The sequence below is a fragment of the Streptococcus mitis genome, assembly GCF_047465045.1.
Classification (GTDB): Bacteria; Bacillota; Bacilli; order Lactobacillales; family Streptococcaceae; genus Streptococcus; species Streptococcus mitis_DT.
Window position 1 is genome coordinate 59,615 of the sequence record NZ_JASHAR010000001.1, and the last position, 20,068, is coordinate 79,682.

Below are 20,068 nucleotides of genomic sequence, written 5' to 3' on the forward strand. Positions count from 1 at the left end.
AAAGAGAAAGGAGAAGAAAAATGAAGTTGGTATTTCCAGATGTAGCAGTTGAAGACTTTGATTTCTCAGCTGAATGGTTAATTACGGCAATGAATGCCGATAGCAAGCAAGTGCATTTTGAGGGTCAAGGAAGAAATTCTGATTTAGAAATGGTTCTAGATTTTAAGGAAAATTCTGAGCTATTTGAATCTTTTTCAGTAGGGGAATTGGTTCACTTAGATCCAGAAACGTTTCTACAAGTAGAGAAAGAGCCGTATAAACCACAGTATGAAGGATTTTAAGGAGATTTTATATGACAGAACAAGAATCAAGACGTGGAAAAACTCGTAGAGAACGTGTTGAATTTGCACGTTCTAGAGATATTTTGGATGTTGCAAACGAGCTTCGGATGGATCTGGTTCGATCCGGACGAGACTATCGATGGAAAGAACATGATAGCCTAGTTATTTCACCTGATACAAATTTATGGAAATGGTTCTCTAGAAATACAGGTGGAGATGCGATTTCTTTGGTTGAGACGATAAAAGAAATAAGTTTTAACCAATCTGTAGATTTTTTGAATGATGGAAACTTTAAAGAGTTTCAAATGGTTGAAAGACCTCAAGAAGATTTTAAATACTATCTTGAGAAATACGAGCAGCCGTTTTCAGCTGGAAGAGACTACTTACGGAATCAACGTGGATTGTCGGATGAAACGATTGATTATTTTTTGGAACAGGGTATTTTAGCTCAAGCTAACGCCAAACTTGACTACTTTGCGGAAGGCACTGCTGCAGTTACGACAAATACGATTGAGCCAGTTATTGTATTCAAATCCCTTTCTTCTTCAGGTGAAGTTGTTGGAGCCTCTTTACAAGGAATCCAGGAGAATTGGGAGAAGTGGCCAAAACATGGATATGCTAAAGTGATTATGAAAAATTCCGATCCTATGACAGGTATTCATGTCGATATTGGCAGTCCAAAACGATTGATTTTTACTGAGAGTCCAATTGATTTAATGTCCTACTATGAATTGCACAAGGATAGTCTTCAGGACGTCAGATTAGTTTCTATGGATGGTTTGAAAGAATCGACTATTGGCCGTCATCTATCTCAAATTCAAGCTGAAATTTCAGGACAACCACTTAGATGGACACCTGAACAAATGGCAGACGGACTTCAAGTGGCTATTGATCATCACTTTTTTGAAGATGGGAAAAATGCGGATTTAATCACCCTAGCTTTAGATAATGATAAAGCAGGTAGAACATTCATTCAAGAATTGGAGGCAAAAGGAGCTGTCATCAATTCAGATCTACCAGAACTAAAACCAGGACAAGATAAAACGGACTGGAATGATGTTCTAAAGAATCAACAGGAAGAAAAGCCTGATAACAGTCGTCTTGCCCAGGCACGTCGAAAATTGGAAAGACTAAGGGGTGAACAAGACGAGGCTATTTCAAGAGCTTATTCCCACCAAGCACAAACAAATGGGCAACCCATGAATGATAAGCGAGGCGGTGCTAGCTTTATGCGTAAGCAAGAACAAATAGAAGGTCAAGTCTTCTCAAAGATGGATGAGATTAGGCAACAGGAAGAGCGAGTAGAGCGCCTGGAGCACCAACAACATTTGAAAGAAATGGGGTTGAATCGTCAGGGAAGTGGTCTGGAGATGAGTGTTCAAAATATACCTAGAATCCGTGAAGAGTTAGAAAAAGCTAAGCGTGGGGAGTCGTTCTTTACCAAAGCTACTCTCAAACGCTATCAAAAAGAGTTGACTAGACTTGAGGCCATATCTGAACAAATGGGGAAAACGAGCATTCAACCAGCAACTCAAGCCTTAATTGATGAGGGGCTAGTGAACCAGTGGCAAAAACAACCAAATACGTATTTTGTAAAAGGGTTACGAAGAGTTGCCCTGGAGTTGACTGAAGAAGGAGAGTTTCAATTATCTTCACAAATCAAGTATCATCCGAAAACAGATGAGGAAAGACTGAAGGTGGATGAATTACTTGCCAAACAAAGGCAAGAAAATGTAGGATTAACGCCCTCGAATCAGGAAAAATCAATCTCACCACAACCAGAGCCTATTGAAAAAAATCAAGGAGAAGCAGGGTGGTTAGAAAAAAATTGGGACAATCTCACGTTTTCGATAGAAAATAAAAAAACAGTCGTCATTGATCCGACTAGTATAGATAAGACGGTTGAAGAAAAACAAACTCCAGATAATCACGAATCTATTACCAATACAGAGGAGAATGCTGGAAGAACGATGAGCTACGAAGAGGTGAAACGGGAAAACGAAGCATTAACTAAGGAATTAAATAATCGGATTCAATCTGGAGAATTATCAATCGAATTTGCACCAGATTTCTATCTGTATGATGTCTTTGCAAAGTTAGGAAATAGCCATTCTACAAAATATCTCAGCGATAAAAAAATGGAAGTGTTGTCTCCCATTCATTCACTTTTGACCTCTATTGATGATCAAACGATTGATTTATACAAGAAAAAAGGAACTCCTGAGCAAGATTCCTTATATCAAGCATTGAAACCTCATCAGAGAACCTTGGGAGTAGATATTTCAACCCGATTTATTGGTGAGCTTGCAATTGCAGCCTACAATACCAACAAGCAGATAGAAAGCCTTTCTAGTAACAGTTTTGGCGTCTATTATGATGAAAGAACTCTTGATAATCTATCACAATCGATTGAGAGAATGCTGGAGTATCCATTGATTGAATCGGGTAAAAGAGACTTTACCTATGGTTTTGTGACAACACCAAATACGCTGTACCACTATCTGGAAGAACAAGAGGGAGAAGTGGTTTTAAATCGAGAATTATTGGATAACTTGATGTCACGTCTTGAGACTCATCCTATTAAGATAATGGAGGATTCAGAAGAAGTGGAGCCAGTTAGACCAGTGATTGTTCTAAAACAAGATGAGCTATACAGCGATTATTGGCGTGTTTATCAAAGCGACGGTGAGCTTGAATTCTATTTATTTGAGGATGGTCAGTTTGGCTATCGCCAATATGGTTCACTTAGCCAGAAAGAAGATAATATTGTTTTTAAATACCATTCAGAACCAGGTAAAACGGAGTTTCTAGCTACTCAAATGGGTTATGATAGTTTAAAATACATTGTTGTTAAAGATTGGGAGTCTCTTTTTGATGAAAATAAAGCGTTACTGCGAGAAAACTACGTTTTTGACGACTTAGAGAACTTCTTGAAAAAGTCGAATTATTTTGAACTAGATTACTGGACTTTCAATAGTGGATTGAAAGAAGATGAAGAGTTTTTAAACGAGATTACAAAAAAAGCTCATGATCAAAATCAAGAGCTTTCTAATAACACTGGGGGCGAACTATTGAATCGCAATTCCAGTTTTTTAGGAGTGGAAACTCCAGGGACAGCACCGCAGCCCGTTGAGAAAAATTCTCAACCTGATTTTCCTGCCAATGTTCATCTTCATTTTACCATCGATGAGGATCGAATGTCAAATAAAATATTCAGAAAAAACATGCGGACGTTAAATTTATACGCAAACGCAATGAGAGACTCGGCTCAATGGTATCTAAAAGAAATGTCAGGGACAAGTATCCATTATGTTTATAAGAATCCAGAAGAAAAGCAATTCCAAATTCTAAATGTTAAATTTGACAAGAAAAATTGGATGCACTTAACTGGAGTAACACCTGTATATAATGAGTGGGTAGAACATTTGTCTGAGTCATTTGTTGAAGATGTTGCAGCTGGAAAAGGGCATTTCAAAGATTTAAAATTTGCGCAGGGAATGTCGGATAAACTAAAAGTTTTGAACTTATTACCTGAGGTGATAGAGTCAGACTCCTTTGTGTTTAACGATCTTTCATCTGTAAAGAAATTTAATAATCTGGATCTTTCAAAAGCAATTAGACCAGAAGATACTGATTTGTTATTGTTATTCAAAGAAAAGGAATTTACTCATGTCCCTGCATCTTTAATGAGAGTGAAGGGGGATTTAAGTAAACAACTGGAAGATATAGATACTGGCACAATTCTCGGTGTCTATAGAGAAAGAGATGGTCACATTGAGCAACTGTCAATTAATGAGGAATATGTTAAAGATGGTGGCGAGGAAATGTTATCTGTCTTAAAAAATAAACAGTATGAGGAGGTTTCTGAAGAACCTGAACCACCAGCTCCAGAGAATACACTGAATAAAACCTCACTTGATTCAGCTACCTTTACTCAAGTCTTAGATACTGTCTATAATTTAGGTGTGCCTAGTGATATCTCAAAAACGCCAAACGAATTTCATCAAGCATGGAATCAATATCTTGACTATGCGAAGAAATACAATGATGAATTTGATCAGATTGTCACAGCAGCTGGAGAAGATCATCTTCTAAATACAAATTCAGATTTTTATAAAGAATGGGAACAAGATCATATCTATAAGGAAAACTACCATGTACGTCTCCAATGGTCTGAGGATCGCCCAGATGGGCCGAAATTGCCATTTAAAGAGACCGAGCTGATATCTTATCAAGATTTCGCTAGGGAGCTATATAAGGCCAATCAGGACTTTTATCCAATTCATCAAGAAGGAATGAAACAAGTAACTGCAGGCAATACTAAAGACTATATCCCTCCTACCAAAATTAAGTTTGATGTCTATGCTCCAGGTGGTGAAGTGATTAAGGAGGGAATTCGTTATGATATTGGAGATGAGACTACACCAATTTCACAAATGCTAGGGTTAGGCTATCGTCGACTCAACGGTCAATCTGAACTAGCATCGATGGATGAAGAAATTCTTTCTCAGCTGGAAAATAGAGTGGTGAATAAGGAAATTTCCCAGGAAGCAAATGAATCATCTCGATTGATAGAAGAAGGAGAAGGTCAAACTCCTGACACTAGAAAAACGGTAGCTTTTCAATCTTCTAAGCAAGAAACTAAAACTAATTTGCTTCAGCGTGTAGAGGAGATTCTGAAAGAGGAACCTATTTCGGATTTGGAGACTCCTGAAGTAAATTCAAGTAGTATTGATTATGCTAGTTTAACACCTCATGAATTGAGTGAGGTTGCTTTTCAAAAAGTGAGAGAGTACACAGAAACACCAGAACGGTTAGAAGAGTATTTGAATTTTATGAGTAAGTTTCCAGAGCTGTCACCTAGAAATGTAGCGTTGATTCAGGAACAGTGGCCAGGAGCGAATGCAGTCGCAACCTATAATCAATGGCAATCGATGGGGGAAGTTCTTGGGATTACTTCAGATCAGGTATTTGAAACTAGAAATACCTATACCAATAAAAAAACAGGTCGAACAAGAGAAGTTGTTCATAACAATCTTTCGGTTAAGACAGGAGAAAAATCACATATTACCTTGTTTAGACCTATGATGGTTGAAATGATTCCTGTATTGGATGAAAATGGGAACCAGGTAAAAAATGGAAAAGATAATCCAAAATATAAAAGACTTTCTGAAGCGACACCTGAAGAAAAAGCTTTAAAGAAGGAAGGGAAATTGAAATCTCGCTTCTTCCAGGAAAGAGATTCAAATACAGGCTTAGCTAAATTCGCTACGTATAAAGTATTTGAGTTATCCCAAACAACCTTGAAGCCTGAATTTTATCCAAAAGCGATGCCAAATCGTCACTATGATTTTAATTTGGATCATGTTCGTACGAAAGAGGTGCTTGAAGGACTTTCCGATTATGCAAATAGTATCGGTGTAACCATCTATCAAGATGATACAAAAGAGTTGAGAAGTGCGAAAGGATCTTTTTATCCAGATGAACAAAAGATACTTTTGAATCCAGATAATACTCCTGGAGAAGTCATTGCAACCACCATTCACGAGTTGGCGCATGCTAGTCTACATAATCCTAAATTTGCTAACTCATATAAGGAAGATGTCTCAAAAGATCGTAGAGAACTTGAAGCTGAGATGACAAGTTATCTCGTTTCTAAGCACTTTGGGTTAGATACCTCTGAGAAAGCCATTCGCTATATGGCAATTTGGACTGATAATTTGACCTCTCTTGATGATCAACAACTAGCGCAATCTATGAAACGGATTCATGGAACAGTATCTAAGATTGTAAAAAGTGTTGAACAACATACAAAGCCTTATCAGTTGAATAGACAGGTGGGACAAAATCAAAATTTTATCCAAAGCCCAAAAAAGGGGCTTAAAGTATAGAAAGAGTGCTCTTTGTGAGCCTCTTTTTTGTGTAAAAAGTTATATAACTTTATGTGCTGTTTTTTGATACCAACTCGTTCTATTCTGTGTCAATGTCCCTTTACAAAATATTTTTTAATTATAGCTTACAATGACAGAAAATGAAGTAGAAGGAGAATGATATGGTTATAGTTATTCTGGCTGAAAAAGAGAAACAGGCAGAAGCTTATGCTACAGCTTTGGGAGAATTTAGTAAAAAGAAAGGTGTCTATGCCATTAGGCAGTCACTCTATTTTCCAGCTGAAGTACATGTGGTGGCTGCTGAAGGGCACCTATTTGAATACAGCGAACCAGACAACTGGTCACTTGATAAATTACCTCTTACAAATGTTTCATTTAAGCAACATCTGAAAGAGGACAAGGGTTCTAGAGAAAAATTTAAGAGAATCTATGATGAAGTGGTAGCAGCGGATCAAGTGATTATTGGGACGGATGCTGATAGAGAAGGCGAGCGGATTGCGTACTCCATTTTATCGCACATACCAGGAGGCAAGGAGAAAATTTGGAAACGGCTTTGGGCAAGCTCCTTGACCAAGAAAGCTCTTCAAAAAGCTTTTCAGGAATTGAAGGAACCTTCAGAAACCTATAATTACTATTTAGAAGCTGAAGGACGTGCACAAAGTGATTGGTTGGTAGGTATGAACCTATCACCTCTTGCAACGATTGATCTTCAAGCAAGAGGACAACTCCCTCGAGCAAAAGGTAGCCATCTATCGGTTGGCCGAGTTCAAACACCAGCGGTCAGACTAGTTTGTGAGAATGATTTAGAGATCCGCAACTTTACTCCAGAAAAATATTGGAAGCTTCAGCTGGAGGATAAGAAAAATGGGGTGTTCTTTACGACCAAAGATAAAACTAAAGATAGTGAAGCTATTTTAGTCTCTTCAAGGGGATTATCAACCACCTCCGTTGTTTCTTCAGTTGAGGTAGAAAAACATCAGAAATCCGCTCCACAACTATTTACCTTGTCTGCATTACAAAGTTTTGCAGCAAGCGCCTGGAAATTTGACTCAGATAAAACTGAGAGCATTGTTGAGGGACTGTACTTGGAAGGTTTTCTCTCCTATCCACGACCAGACTCAGAATACATCAGTCATTTTGAATTTGATGATTTAAAAGAAAATCTATCTGCCTATCAAAAAGCTATTAATTGTCATTTTCAGCCAGCGTTTTTGGAGCCTAGAGAAGATTACGTCAATGATGAAAAAGTGTCTGGTACGAGCCACTCAGCCTTGATTCCGACTGAAAAAATTCCAAACCTTGCAAATTTAAAAACTGACCAACGACTGATTTATGAAGCAGTTGTGAAGCAGGCGATCTTGATGTTTGCGGATGATTGTCATTATTCAATAAAAACAATCGATGTAGAAAATAATGGTCTTGTTTTTAAAACAAAAGGTAGAACGCTTCATAAGTTAGGATGGGCTGAATGGAGTTCTCGAAAGGTACGAGGTTCTGTTGAAGTTCCTGATTATCAAGTGGGAGATAAAATTGATACGCAGGTTCAAATTGTAGGGGGTGAAACAAAACCACCTAAAAGACTAACTGAAAGCCAATTGATTGGCCAAGTATTTCCTAAATATGGCTTGGGAACACAAGCCACTAGAGGAGAAATCATTAAAAAAATTCAAAGTAAGGGTTATGTTGTTAAAGATAAAAAAACAGGTCAACTAACTCCTACCAACAAGGCCTATCTACTGATTAATTATCTCTATGACAATGAATTCTCTGATCCAGAGACAACAGGAGGCTGGGAAATGTTTCTATCTCAGATTGGAGAAGGGACAATCAATCCACGAGAATTTGTGGATGCGATAAAAGATAAGCTCACCCTTCAAATCAAGGAAGTAAAAGAAAGAGGTGATTAAGTGTGACTACTGAAGAAAAGAAAAAAACACCCTATTTAGATCGTTATACAGATAATTTGACAGAAAAAGTTTCAAAAAAAGCAGAAGATTATCAGGTATACGGACGTGATAAAGAAGTAGAAGCTGTTCAGACCACTCTTCTCAGACGAACTAAGAATAATCCCATTTTGGTAGGAGAAGCTGGAGTTGGAAAAACAGCTATTGTTGAAGGATTTGCTTTAGCCATTTTAAGAAACCAGGTATCTCCCAAATTAAAAAACTTGACCGTGCGCTCTCTGGAACTATCTAGTTTAATGTCAGATGAGGATGGAGGATTTATTGTTAAGTTTAAAAAAATTATTGAGGAGATGGTAGAAACCAAAGGAGAGAATCTTCTCTTTATTGATGAAATTCATACGATTGTTGGTGCTGGTGGTTCAGATAAGGGCGCTTTGGATGCTGGAAATATTATTAAACCAGTTTTGTCACGTGGCGAGATGCAATTGATTGGCGCAACTACATTGGATGAATTTCATGAATATATTGAAACGGACCGAGCGCTTGAGCGAAGGATGCAGCCGATTATGGTTGATGAACCAACAACTATTCAAGCGATTGAAATTCTTGAACAAGCAAAAACCATTTATGAAAACTTTCACCAGGTATCTATTAGTTCTGATGCTGTAAAACAAGCTGTACTTCTATCCGTCCGCTACATACCTGATCAATTTTTACCTGATAAAGCCTTTGACTTAATAGATGAAGCAGCGACAATTTGTTCTACAAATGGATTAGCCCATGTCGGGAAACAAGAAATTGCAGAGGTGCTGAAAAATAAAACAGGTATTCCTGTCACGACGATTTTGAAAGGTAACAAGGAAAGACTTGATGGTTTAAAAGAAAAGCTGTCACGACGTGTTAAAGGCCAAGATGAGGCTGTAGAGGCTGTTGTGGATGCTATAACTGTTTCACAAGCTGGTTTACAGGATCAAAGAAAGCCTCTATCCTCTTTTATGTTTCTAGGAACTTCTGGGGTTGGGAAAACCGAGCTTGCCCTGGCATTGGCAGAGGGGATGTTTGATGATGAGGAGGCAATCATTCGTTTTGATATGTCTGAGTATAAGCAAAAAGGAGATATTACAAAACTGATTGGGGATCGTCAAACTAGAACGAAAGGACAATTGACTGAGAAAGTTAAACAAAAACCTTATAGCGTTATTCTGATAGATGAGGTGGAGAAAGCACATTCCGAAGTTGTAGATTTATTTTTGCAAGTGCTTGATGCAGGGCGCTTGACTGATTCAACTGGAAGGCAAGTGAGCTTTAAGAATACAATCATTATTATTACTACGAATATTGGTGCTGAAAAAATTATCAGGCAGTATGAATTGAAAGGGAATTTTAAAAAATTAACAGATAGGGATAAAGTTCAGTTTGAAAAGAGCATGACGTTGGAGTTGGAAACTAAATTCCGACCAGAATTTCTCAATCGAATTGAATATAAATTGATTTTCAACATGTTAGACGAGGAAGTGAATAAGAAAATTATTGTCAAACAGCTATCAGAAATTCAAGAAAGAATGAAGAATAAAACGTTGACTCTCTCTTATGAAGAAAGTTTGGTTACTTATTTATTGGATGTAGGAACCAATATAAAGGATGGGGCACGGCCACTGGAAAGAGTGATTAAACATAAAGTTCTCCCTTTAATTTCTAAAGAGTTTCTGAAATTATCTGATCACAATCAAGAGTATCATTTTCATCTTTGGGTAGAAGGTGATGCACCAGATGAGTATCACCGTGAAGACAAAAGAAAAATATTATTCGATGTTGAAGCTGAAAAGACGTCATTTGGTGAAGCATTATTTTCTTAAAATTCACCTTAAAAAAATGATTGTCCCTTTAAAAAATTTTTTTCAATTATCTATTATACTAACGTTGTCAAAAAAACAAAGGAGGATTTCTATGAAAAATTATTTGACAAGACAATTTCAGCAAGTAAAAACAAAATCACAGATGTTTTTATTGAGCCTTTCCCTGTTCCTAACAGGATCTACAGTCTATGCGGACGATCCATTTGCTAAGTCGGATAACTTGGCGAAACAAGGAATTACAAAAGTTCAGCTAGTCAGTGTTGCACTATTTGGGCTAGCTGCCGTTGTCACTTCGCTCATTTATGCGTTTGGTGGACGGGAGTTAAAAGCCTCAATGAAAAAAAATTGGATATCAATTGCGATTGCAATTATTGGTGTTTCAGCGGGACCAAGTATCATTGAATGGATTTTTGATTTCGTGAAAAGTTAAGGGGTGGTAATTTATGGCTTTTTCACTCTTTAATAAAGGTCGCTGTACGATTACAGATGATCTATTTTTAGAAATTTCCTGGGAAGATGGAAGAGGACCAGAGGATGATAGTGAGTTACTTGCTATCATTGAAGGTTTTTCTCAGCCGATTTCAAAAAGTTTGCCCTACCTAACATTTCAACAGGCCGAGTTGTTATTTAGAGAGTTGAAACAAGCGTATGGTCAGTTTCAGCTGAAAAAAGTAGCAATCGCCCATCTGGAAGGGAAAAGCGTGGTGACAGAGGGAGAGGTTTACGCTAGTCCCTTCCTCATCACAGAAGACTATGAAAACCTCTTGCTTCCCCTCATTCAAGCGATACTTACTCGCTCTGAATTTGCGAATTACAGCTATCAAGAAAAAAGGGAGTACTTTGAGAACCAGATTTATCCTGTATATAAACAAAGTATGGGATTGTCCGATTCTTCTCTTCCTCTTTTCCCAGCTGAAGGTGAGACGATGGCTGTTTCGCAACCCAATCGCCTGCCACCTGTCCCAAATGCAAGGGATCAAACAGATGTTGTGCCTCCCGTATCTCAAAAGCAGTCAGTTTCTCTGAAGAAATTTTATCTATTCTTAGGTATTTTGGGAGTGTTGTCAGTAATAAATATCATTTGCGTATTTTTTGCTTTCACTCAACTGTCAAACCAGTCAGAAAAAGTAAATTTCTTATATCAGGAACAAAAAAATACTCAACTTATCATTTCAACGAAAAATGAAGTTGATGTATTTAGCCGTTATTTCTTACCTTCTTATTACTCGGGCAAAAAAGAAAACCTAGCAGATTTTCTTTCTGAAGGAGATGCAAAATTTACCAAACCAAAAGAAGGAATTTTACAGTCCGTTATTTTAGAGAAATTGAATTATGATTCAGAAACTCAAAAATATACGGTTTCCTATATTCTGTCCGTCAAAAAAGGGGATAAATCATCTAGCGTTAGATTAACTTTTGATGTAAAAGCTTCTGATTCTTCAAAATATGGATTTGTTGTAGAAACAGAACCAAAAGAATCAAATTATCTTAAAAATTAGAAAAGGAAAAATAAAAATGAACAAGAAAAAACAAGTATTAGCCACACTCGCCCTTTCAACACTCGCCCTTACACAAGCTGGTGGCTTTGCATCGGCAGACGAACTTGCACCAATTGATTCTTCTGCTCCAACAACAGAAGTAGTTACGCCAACAGCACCTAGCGCTTCAACAGGAACAGAGGCTCCAGCAACTCAGCCAACAGAGCCTTCAGTTACTCCAGTTGATCCAGCAGCTCCCTCAGACAAGGATAACGCAGGAAGTCTTGATGGAGTGCCAGCTGATAAACCAGCACCTTCAGATAAGGCGCAAGACAAGGATAATGCAGGTAGTCTCGATGGTGTTCCAACACCATCAGATAAACCACAAGACAAAGACAACGCAGGAAGTCTTGACGGAGTGCCAGCTGATAAACCAGCGCCTTCAGATAAGGCGCAAGATAAAGATAACGCAGGTAGCTTAGATGGTGTTCCGGATGAAAAGCCAAAAACTACTGATCAAGCGAACCAGCAAGGGAAGTCACAAATTGGAACTACTTCAAGCTCAACAGGTCAGGTGGTTCATGATGTGACAAAAGCACCTGTTCAAACCAGTACAGGTGATTCCATTGTCAGCACTCAAAACGGGAATCTTGTCCTTGAAGATGGTTCTGTAGTTGCTCCTGAAGCGCTTGGAGGTGTTACGAATGAAGACAAGACTATCAGTGTTTCAACTGCAGATGGTAAAATGGTGACTTTGCCAAACACAGGAACAGAACAAAGTTTCCTAGCTGCAATCGGTGGCATGTTGTTGACAGCGGTTGGCTACTTCTACAAAAAGAAATTATTTTAATTAAGTGAAGGAGAAAGAAATATGACAGAAAAAACAAAAGGACACGGATATTTCCGTAAGAAAAAATGGGCTAAAGGTTTAGCATCAGGTATTGCAATCGCAGGTTTTGTAGTCTTCTCTGCAGGTTCGGCATTTGCGGATGAAGCAGTCCAGCCTGAAAGCAAAAACGACAACAACGCATACGCTACACAAGCTGGTAAAACAACAGGAAGCCAGTCTGTAGCGATTGATAATGGAGCAGTCACAAAGGCTGCTGACAAGGCTAAAAAAGCTGGAGTAGTTGTATCTGAAACACCAAGCGTTGATAAGGGGACAGATACCACTGCTCCAAAACTTGAACAGTCTAAGTCTGAGATTAAACAAGATCAGGATAAACAAGTTCAGGAACTTGAAGCCACAACTACAAAACAAGTTCAAAACAACGAAGCTTTCAAGGAAGCACAGGAAGCTATTCACGCTAACAATCAATTTGTAGCTGATGAAAAAGCCAAGCATGAAGGGGCAACAACTGTCACAGTGACGAATGACGGTTCGACTGCCACAGACGGTTCAGCAGACCAAAACAAGAAAGCTACTCAAACAGCTAAACAGGTCTTGTCACAGAATCAGCAAGCTGTCTCAACCTACCTAGAAGAAAAAGGGAAGTACGAAGCTACTGTCAAACAAGCTACGATTTTGAATCAGGCTGTAGAAGCTGCTGCTACAGACTTGAAGAAACAGGGCGTAACGGTTAATGAAGTGACACGTACAGTTTCTTCAGTCGCAGAAGTAGAAGCGCTACAAAAGCAAAATGAACAAGCTATTGCGACCGCAAAAAGAAAAGTTGTGCTCAACAAGGCTCTTCTTAATGCCTACTCAGAAAGCCAAAATGCTAGTAAAGAAGTCAATCAAGATGCTGATCGTAAATCAACAGATTTGAAAAACTCTGGTGTACTTTTAAGTTCTAAAACCCAGGAAGTTTCTTCAGCTGATGAAGCGAAGCAAATTGGGAAACAAAACCAAGCAGCTTATGACAAAGCTAAGCAGGCCCAAGCGGAATGGCAGAAGAAGTACGATGAGCTTCGAGCTAAAACAAGCACGGAAGGCTACACTAAAGAAGTAGTCTTGCAAGCCCTTAGCGTTGCGACCGCAAATCCTGAAGCAACAGTGGAGTCATCTGCTCCAGGAGCGCAGGTAACTACTAAAGATTACATTGCCTCATCAAATGGAACATCAGGCTATACTCGTGTTCTTGACTCGACTAAAGTCTTGAAATACAAGGATGTTGGCACTGGATGGAAAACAGAAGTTGACTACACCAATCTGAAAGGTTTGACTGTTTCAACTGCAGATGGTAAAAAGCATGATATTTCTCGTATCCATCGAAAATTCGAGATTGTAAACCAAGGTAAAACGGGCCTAAATGATGTATATGTTCTAAATGACCCGACTGAGGGCTTTGTAGTAGCTCGTAATGATGGAGCTGGTGGAGCAGCAGACTACATGAATTTCTTGGTTACGGATACCTATTACTATAATGTTGATGGGAAAGAAGTAGCGTTCAAAGCAAGTGAAAAAACTCCTGCCACCCTAACCTATTCTTCACTCAATCACAATCGTATTGGTTGGGAAGGTGCGAAAGCCATTAACGGAACTCATGTTGAAATTAACGGCTCAACTGTTACAGAAAACAAAGATTATGGATATGTCTATGCGGAAGACTATAACCGTCAGGAGGATGTGGGGCATCTTTGGGATACATCTGACTCACCTTACCAATACAAGGGCGCTGCACTTGGTGTCTTTAAGGAAGGGACAGCCTTCACAACCGAATTTATTCAATGGGATGGGCCAGAAAGTCCAAATGGTCAAACCTACTGGTTCGCTTTGAATACGAAAGTTGTAACGCCAGTTGTTGAAGTTCCAGCAACAGCAACTATCACAAAAACAACTGTGAAACCTGTCAAACCTGATTCAATTAGTGCTAACCTGGTCAATGCGAAAAATCCAGCAAAACCAACTTTAGCGCTTAAAACTATTTCTGAGACGAAAAATCAGAAATTATCAGCAAGTTATCACGGCTACAAGTTACAATATAAGCCAGTTGTCAGCAAATCTGTAGCAGATACAGACAAGACCAATACAAACGGCCAAACAGTAGCTAAAAATGCTACACAGCTCTACACATTGAATCATGACAATATCTATGCGAACCTTAAAAAAGGTGACAAGATTACCATCATTGATCCACTCGAAACTGGAGCAGTTCCTGATGTAGCTGTGACGAAAGCAGCTACAGAGAAAGCGGGATGGGGCGTTGCCTATGATGCAGGAAAGAACACTTATACCTTTACTGCAATTTACGAAGGGAAACGCTTAGATGCCCCAGTGATTACATGGAAACCAATCTATGATAAAGGTTTCTATGATAACACCTATAAAGTGTTAGTGAATAACTACGAGGTGTACTCAAACACTGTTACGAACTACACACCGAAACCACCAAAACCAGTTAAAGCGGTTCTAGATCGTGCTGGTAAGGATATCAATGGTGCGACAACATTTGATCGCAACGTGACCTTCCGCTTGATGACAGATTACAGCCCATATACCAAAACTCTTGCTTCAGCGCAAGCACTTGGTAAGAAGTTTGGAATCCTGGATGATGTTCAAGACAAAGCCTTCACAGTTGACCACAGCAAGATCAAGATGACTGCTGCAGGTAAAGACGTGAAAAACATGTTTGACATGTATCACGTGCTTTCAGACAAAGGACGTACAGATGCTATCAATAAGATTCTAAAGGAATTGAACTTGAATCCTAAAGGTGAGTTTTATCTTTGGATAGCAAAAGATTCCAAGAGTTTCTATCAAAACTACGTGAAACCAAATAAAAACGTGACGATTGATCTCCCAGCTAAGCTCCTGGTTAAAGCAGGGGAGAAAGTCGAAAACGATCTTAAACAAATCGACTTTGGAAATAGCTATATTTCTAACTTGGTGACTATTCAAGTTCCTGATGTGAGTCCAGAGAAACATGCCCTGGATCAAAAGGATAATAAAAAAGTTTTGGATGGTCAAGAAGTACAGATTGGCCAATACATCCGCTATCTACTTGACGGTGTAACCGTGCCTACTAAACACGATAGCCTCTTCCAATATGATGGTAGTGACCAGTTGGATGTGGTTCATGATCGATTCACAGGTAAGTGGTCAGGGATTTTCAAAGGGACAGAGTACACAGCTGAGAAAGACTTGGTTCTTCCTTATGACGTTGTTCTGAAGGATGGTAAAGTAGTCAAAGCTGGTGATCATCTCGCTAAAGGTACAACTTATGCCTTCTTGTTTGAAGTGAACCAAGATACGGATCCTAACTTCCTCAAGAAAATCGTAACCGTTAAATGGGACGAAAAAGCTGGCAAATGGTCTTACGTTATCAACCAGGACTTCTTAAACTCTTTAGGAGTCAAGGGTAGCTTCGATGCGGACTTCTACATCGAAGTAGAACGGATCTCGGCTGGGAAGGTTGAAAATACCTTTATCAATACAGTCAATTTACAAGAGATGACGGCGAAAGTGACAACAACAACGCCAGAACCTCCAAAACCAGAGCCTAAAGAACCAGGCAAGCCACAACCGCAGCCATCACTTCCAAATACAGGAACATCAGCAAGCATGCTTCCAACTTGGGGAATGTTTTTGGGATTGATGAGTCTTGCAGGAGCTGGGCTTCGTAAGTCGAAAGAAAACTAATTTGACGAACTAAAATGAAATGATGACCACAAGTTGAATAAAGACTCTCTTGTGGTCTTTATTGAAAGGAGAAAAAATGCAAGTATTTATCGCCTCTGGACGTGTTGCATTCATTCCAAATGATGCAGTAGATCGAACCAAAAATGGTCATACCAGTTTCAAATTTGAGTTTGTTTGTGATTCGAGTATGACTGATGATACAAATAAACCAATCTCTAGTTTCTTCCATGTACAAGTCTATGGAAAACAAGCGGAGTTGATGGCTCAGAGCCTATCTAAAGGCTCTCCAATCCTCTTAAAAGGAGAAATTATCCAACGACCTTATAATGATGAACAAGGTCAACGTCGGACGTATCAGTTTATTTCCCCAAATCAACAAGGAGGAATTACTTTCCTTGAAAATAGGGAAGCATCTAACCGACGTAAGCAGGAACAACAGGGCTTTTCTCAGCCGATACCAAGTTCTATTCCTCCATCTTATCCTGAACCAATGGATGTAGAATCCCCATTCTAAAGGGATTGAAAGCATACAAGAACACTTGTGTGCTTTTTTGTTATACAAAAAGTTATATAACTTATGATATAACAATATCTTTTGTCCCTTTAACAAAGAATTTGATATTATCCCTTAGAATAGAGGGGAATTAAGAAATAATAAGAAAGGAGTGCAACAATGGCAAGACAAAAATACAATTATCTGTCTGATGAATTGATTGCAGAATCTCTTCAGGTGACCAATTACTTAGAACAAAGTCGATCTAGTCGATTGAATGTTCTTCAGTTGGATGGGGAGAAATGGTTAGAAAATTACTTTAACCGTTATGAGAAAGCCTCTCCAAGGCTACAGTTTCACATATTTCTCTTTTCGAGCTTCTATACTCGAAAAATGGAATGGTTCTTGGAAGGTGTAAGGGGGTAGTCGTTTGTTTGAATTATTTGAAGTAGTATTTTATACCCTTATCCAACTGATTCGAGCCAGTTGGCTCAATACCTTTCTTTTTCTAGGGGTAGCAGGTTATTACCTATTCAAACTCTTCCAGCCGTATTTTTTAAGAAGCTATCAAAGGTTATTAGCAGGAAAGAGTAGTCTAAGGCAAGCAATAAAAAGAGGTTGGAAAAATCGTAAAGGAATTGATTGGAAACAAGTATGGTTCAAATCAGTTAGAGGGCTGCTCAATGGGATGAAGTCATTCTTACCTAAAATCTTTGCGCTTGTCTCTCTCATTCTTTGGAATGTTTTCTTCAGGATATTCTATACCCTCCCTTTTGTCAAACGAGAACGAAAACGGTTTGATAAAGAAATGAAACCCATTCTTTATTTTAAAAGTTATCGCAGCTTCGTTTACATGGGATTAGGTTTTAGTTTTATTGCTTTTATCTTAACCAATTACCTGGTTACTGTTTTGAGGGCTACAATCCGCTTTCTCTACTTTAGCATTTGGTCGTTTAAAGATGCTAGTAAGGCCGTAAACTTTGACTTAAACAGCCTCTTGTTTCAAAGTTTATTGAATGTAAAAGTCTTTTGGATTGCCCCGATTTTAGCTTTTCCTCTCTTTCTGATGGGTCTAGTCCTTGCTTGGAAATCTGCTTGGATTAACTTTGAGCAGTTTCGTGACTACAACCATAATGAGGAGGGGGATGACCGTTTTGTGACGGTTGATGAAATTCGTCGTCAATACAAAAAGATCCCCAATAAAGCTTTAACTTATCCAGGTGAGGGTGGGGCTCCTGTATTTCATGAACTGAATCATGATTTGGCAGGGCAAACACTCCGAACGCAAATGTTATGGCAAAATAAGACAATCAGTCGATACGTGACCAATGCGGAGCGCATTTTGGGCATGCAATCTTTTCCTTCGGGATATTATTACATTGAAGATAAGCCGACGAATCTGTTAGGGATTGGGATGACTCGTTCAGGTAAGGGGGAAGGTCAGATCACGACAACGATTGATATCAACAGTCGTGCGGAGTTGCAGCCATCGCTGGTTCTAGCAGACCCGAAAGGGGAACACTACCAAGCCTCTTACAAAACGATGAGGCAACGTGGCTATGAAGTTGATGTGCTTTCTTTCCAAAATATGGATTGGTCTATGTCCTACAATCCTTTGGCTCTAGCTATTTCAGCCGCCAAGAAAGGTTACTATGAGAAAACGCAAACCTATGTCAATGCAGTCGCAGAATCCATTTTTCCCAAACAAAAAGGCGGAGAGAAGGGAAATGCGGAATACTTCCGAAAGTCTTCTATATCCCTATTTAACGCTCTGACAATGGCTTTGATGGATCGAGCTAATGAAACCTATCAAAATGGTGAAGATGATGCCTGGGATACCATTACCATCCCAAACGTTGCGAAATTCTTGGCGACAATGGGATCAGAAGAAGTCTTTGTGGATGGAACGGGAGAAGTCGTTGAGAATCCAACTAGAGAACAACAGGTATCCAAGAAATCAAAAATCACGGTCTATTTTGATAATTTGAGACAAGTGAATCAAAAAAAATTCTCCAAATTCAGACAAATGGCAGATATCGAATTTCGTGCCTCAGACTTTGGTGGTGATGAGACCAAAGGAAATGTCTACTCTAGCATGATGACAGGAATCAACCTGTTCTTGCAAGATAACGTGGCGAAGCTCACTTCCAAAAACTCGATTGATTTAGAGTCTTTTGCCTTCCCACGTCGATTGTCTGTTAAGTTGAGATCAAGCACCAACAGTCAATTAAAAAATGAGTTCAAGCATAAGACTGCTAGGGTAACCATTACAGGCTTGAAGAAATGGGGTAAAGTTGAAAAGCAAGTCGATTATGTGAAGCAAGCGACAGCTCTTATTGATGGAGAAGGCTATCTGACTTATGCCATCGAACCTAAACTTCCAGATCAGTTTACGGTTACGATTGATTTTAATCATAAGAAAAATGGTAAGTCTCCAGTTCGGGATCGGGTCTTCCAATTCTCAGCTGAAAAAGTCTATCGAAAAGATGGAGATAGGTTAGAACTAGATGAGTATACCAAGAAGCCAATTTTAGATCATATCGATGTAAGGGTTCTGAAGAGCAAAGAAGACACTCAAAATCTTCTCCAAGAGTCAGATATTGAGTTGATTTACTCCGATAAACCAAGAGTCGTCTATCTGGTAACACCACCAAACCGAACAGAGTACAATGGGATTGTCTCTTTGTTCTTGGATCAGTTGTACAATGCCAACTATGACCTTGCCTTAACAAATGGGCGGAAATGTATCAATCGCATTCTCCATATCTTGGATGAGTTTACAAACATTCCAGCTATTCCTCACATGGATACGAAAATTTCTATCGGATTGGGGCAAAACATTCTCTATTATCTTTGGGTTCAAAACTTGGAACAATTGGTTAATGTCTATGGTGAAAATGTTGCGCAAACGATTCTGGATAACTGTTCATTGAAAGTTTACGTCAAAACGACGTCTCCAGATACCAATAAGAGATTTAGTGGGGAGTTGGGTACACGTACCATTACTCGCAGAAGACGCTCCAGCAATATCTTGGACGAAGCCAATCCAAATGTAGCTGTCGAGAATCCAAAACAAGAGTTGTTGACACCAACACAATTGGCCAAACTCCAGGAAGGAGAAGCGGTTATCTTACGTGGAGTCAAGGGACGGGATAATGTTGGACGTAAGGTCACAACGGATCCAATCTTCGCACATGATAAGAACAGCTTCCCTTACAAGTACATGTTCTTACAAGAGGAGTTTGATACATCGATGACTCTTGCGGATATTCCAGTCGAAAGTGCACACCGTGAGCTAGAGCTCCAGGAAATAGCAGTTGATGCTGGTACAGCCTTTAATAACATTATAGACTGGAGGCAACGTTTGACTATGCCTCTCCTCAGCAACAATGGCGAAACTCCTAAACTATCAGGTCGTCACAGTAAAGGACAAAAGGTACAATCCCAATCATTTACATCTACAGATGAATTATTCCAGGCAGCTGCAGCTAGTGTTATTCACGGTGACTATGATTATTATGATGACGGAGATGATTTCTTTGCGGATGAAGTTATCTAAAAAGATGTACAATAAGTTATATAA

The 20,068-nt window shown here is 39.0% G+C and carries 11 protein-coding genes; all 11 read left to right on the forward strand.

All coding sequences use genetic code 11. The annotated features are described in order from the left end of the window. Positions 1 to 20: 20 nt before the first annotated feature. The 11 genes from QM409_RS00320 (at position 21) to QM409_RS00370 (ending at position 20,044) form a co-directional block, all read left to right on the forward strand. The gene (locus QM409_RS00320; protein ID WP_061409485.1) at positions 21 to 281 is read left to right on the forward strand and encodes a hypothetical protein; all 261 of its coding nucleotides are present in this window, start codon (positions 21 to 23) and stop codon (positions 279 to 281) included. Positions 282 to 292: 11 nt separating this feature from the next. After that, positions 293 to 6,172, forward strand: coding sequence for a PBECR4 domain-containing protein (locus QM409_RS00325; RefSeq protein ID WP_414304988.1), 5,880 nt, complete (start codon positions 293 to 295; stop codon positions 6,170 to 6,172). 161 nt (positions 6,173 to 6,333) lie between these two features. After that, a complete protein-coding gene (locus QM409_RS00330; protein ID WP_414304987.1) occupies positions 6,334 to 8,079 on the forward strand; it encodes a type IA DNA topoisomerase in 1,746 nt (581 codons plus the stop codon). Positions 8,080 to 8,081: 2 nt separating this feature from the next. Further along, positions 8,082 to 9,932, forward strand: coding sequence for an AAA family ATPase (locus QM409_RS00335; RefSeq protein ID WP_414304986.1), 1,851 nt, complete (start codon positions 8,082 to 8,084; stop codon positions 9,930 to 9,932). Between the two features lie 91 nt (positions 9,933 to 10,023). Continuing rightward, positions 10,024 to 10,362, forward strand: coding sequence for a conjugal transfer protein TrbC (locus tag QM409_RS00340; RefSeq protein ID WP_414304985.1), 339 nt, complete (start codon positions 10,024 to 10,026; stop codon positions 10,360 to 10,362). A gap of 13 nt (positions 10,363 to 10,375) precedes the next feature. Beyond that, positions 10,376 to 11,431 (forward strand): hypothetical protein, encoded by a 1,056-nt coding sequence (locus QM409_RS00345; protein WP_414304984.1) that lies wholly within the window; start codon positions 10,376 to 10,378, stop codon positions 11,429 to 11,431. 16 nt (positions 11,432 to 11,447) lie between these two features. Then, positions 11,448 to 12,260, forward strand: coding sequence for an LPXTG cell wall anchor domain-containing protein (locus tag QM409_RS00350; RefSeq protein WP_414304983.1), 813 nt, complete (start codon positions 11,448 to 11,450; stop codon positions 12,258 to 12,260). 21 nt (positions 12,261 to 12,281) lie between these two features. Further along, positions 12,282 to 15,992, forward strand: coding sequence for an SspB-related isopeptide-forming adhesin (locus QM409_RS00355; RefSeq protein ID WP_414304982.1), 3,711 nt, complete (start codon positions 12,282 to 12,284; stop codon positions 15,990 to 15,992). A gap of 76 nt (positions 15,993 to 16,068) precedes the next feature. Further along, positions 16,069 to 16,506 (forward strand): single-stranded DNA-binding protein, encoded by a 438-nt coding sequence (locus tag QM409_RS00360; RefSeq protein ID WP_001195793.1) that lies wholly within the window; start codon positions 16,069 to 16,071, stop codon positions 16,504 to 16,506. A 159-nt stretch (positions 16,507 to 16,665) separates the two neighbouring features. Beyond that, entirely contained in the window at positions 16,666 to 16,911 is a 246-nt protein-coding gene (locus tag QM409_RS00365) for a hypothetical protein (protein ID WP_000113750.1), read from the forward strand. A 4-nt stretch (positions 16,912 to 16,915) separates the two neighbouring features. After that, a complete protein-coding gene (locus QM409_RS00370; RefSeq protein WP_414304981.1) occupies positions 16,916 to 20,044 on the forward strand; it encodes a VirD4-like conjugal transfer protein, CD1115 family in 3,129 nt (1,042 codons plus the stop codon). Positions 20,045 to 20,068: the final 24 nt, after the last annotated feature.

Excerpts from the sequence above, each read along its gene's own strand:
- QM409_RS00365 (WP_000113750.1), top strand. The coding sequence starts at position 16,666 with ATGGCAAGACAAAAATACAATTATCTGTCTGATGAATTGATTGCAGAA.
- QM409_RS00350 (WP_414304983.1), top strand. The coding sequence starts at position 11,448 with ATGAACAAGAAAAAACAAGTATTAGCCACACTCGCCCTTTCAACACTC.
- QM409_RS00360 (WP_001195793.1), top strand. The coding sequence starts at position 16,069 with ATGCAAGTATTTATCGCCTCTGGACGTGTTGCATTCATTCCAAATGAT.
- QM409_RS00345 (WP_414304984.1), top strand. The coding sequence starts at position 10,376 with ATGGCTTTTTCACTCTTTAATAAAGGTCGCTGTACGATTACAGATGAT.
- QM409_RS00325 (WP_414304988.1), top strand. The coding sequence starts at position 293 with ATGACAGAACAAGAATCAAGACGTGGAAAAACTCGTAGAGAACGTGTT.
- QM409_RS00320 (WP_061409485.1), top strand. The coding sequence starts at position 21 with ATGAAGTTGGTATTTCCAGATGTAGCAGTTGAAGACTTTGATTTCTCA.
- QM409_RS00340 (WP_414304985.1), top strand. The coding sequence starts at position 10,024 with ATGAAAAATTATTTGACAAGACAATTTCAGCAAGTAAAAACAAAATCA.
- QM409_RS00330 (WP_414304987.1), top strand. The coding sequence starts at position 6,334 with ATGGTTATAGTTATTCTGGCTGAAAAAGAGAAACAGGCAGAAGCTTAT.
- QM409_RS00355 (WP_414304982.1), top strand. The coding sequence starts at position 12,282 with ATGACAGAAAAAACAAAAGGACACGGATATTTCCGTAAGAAAAAATGG.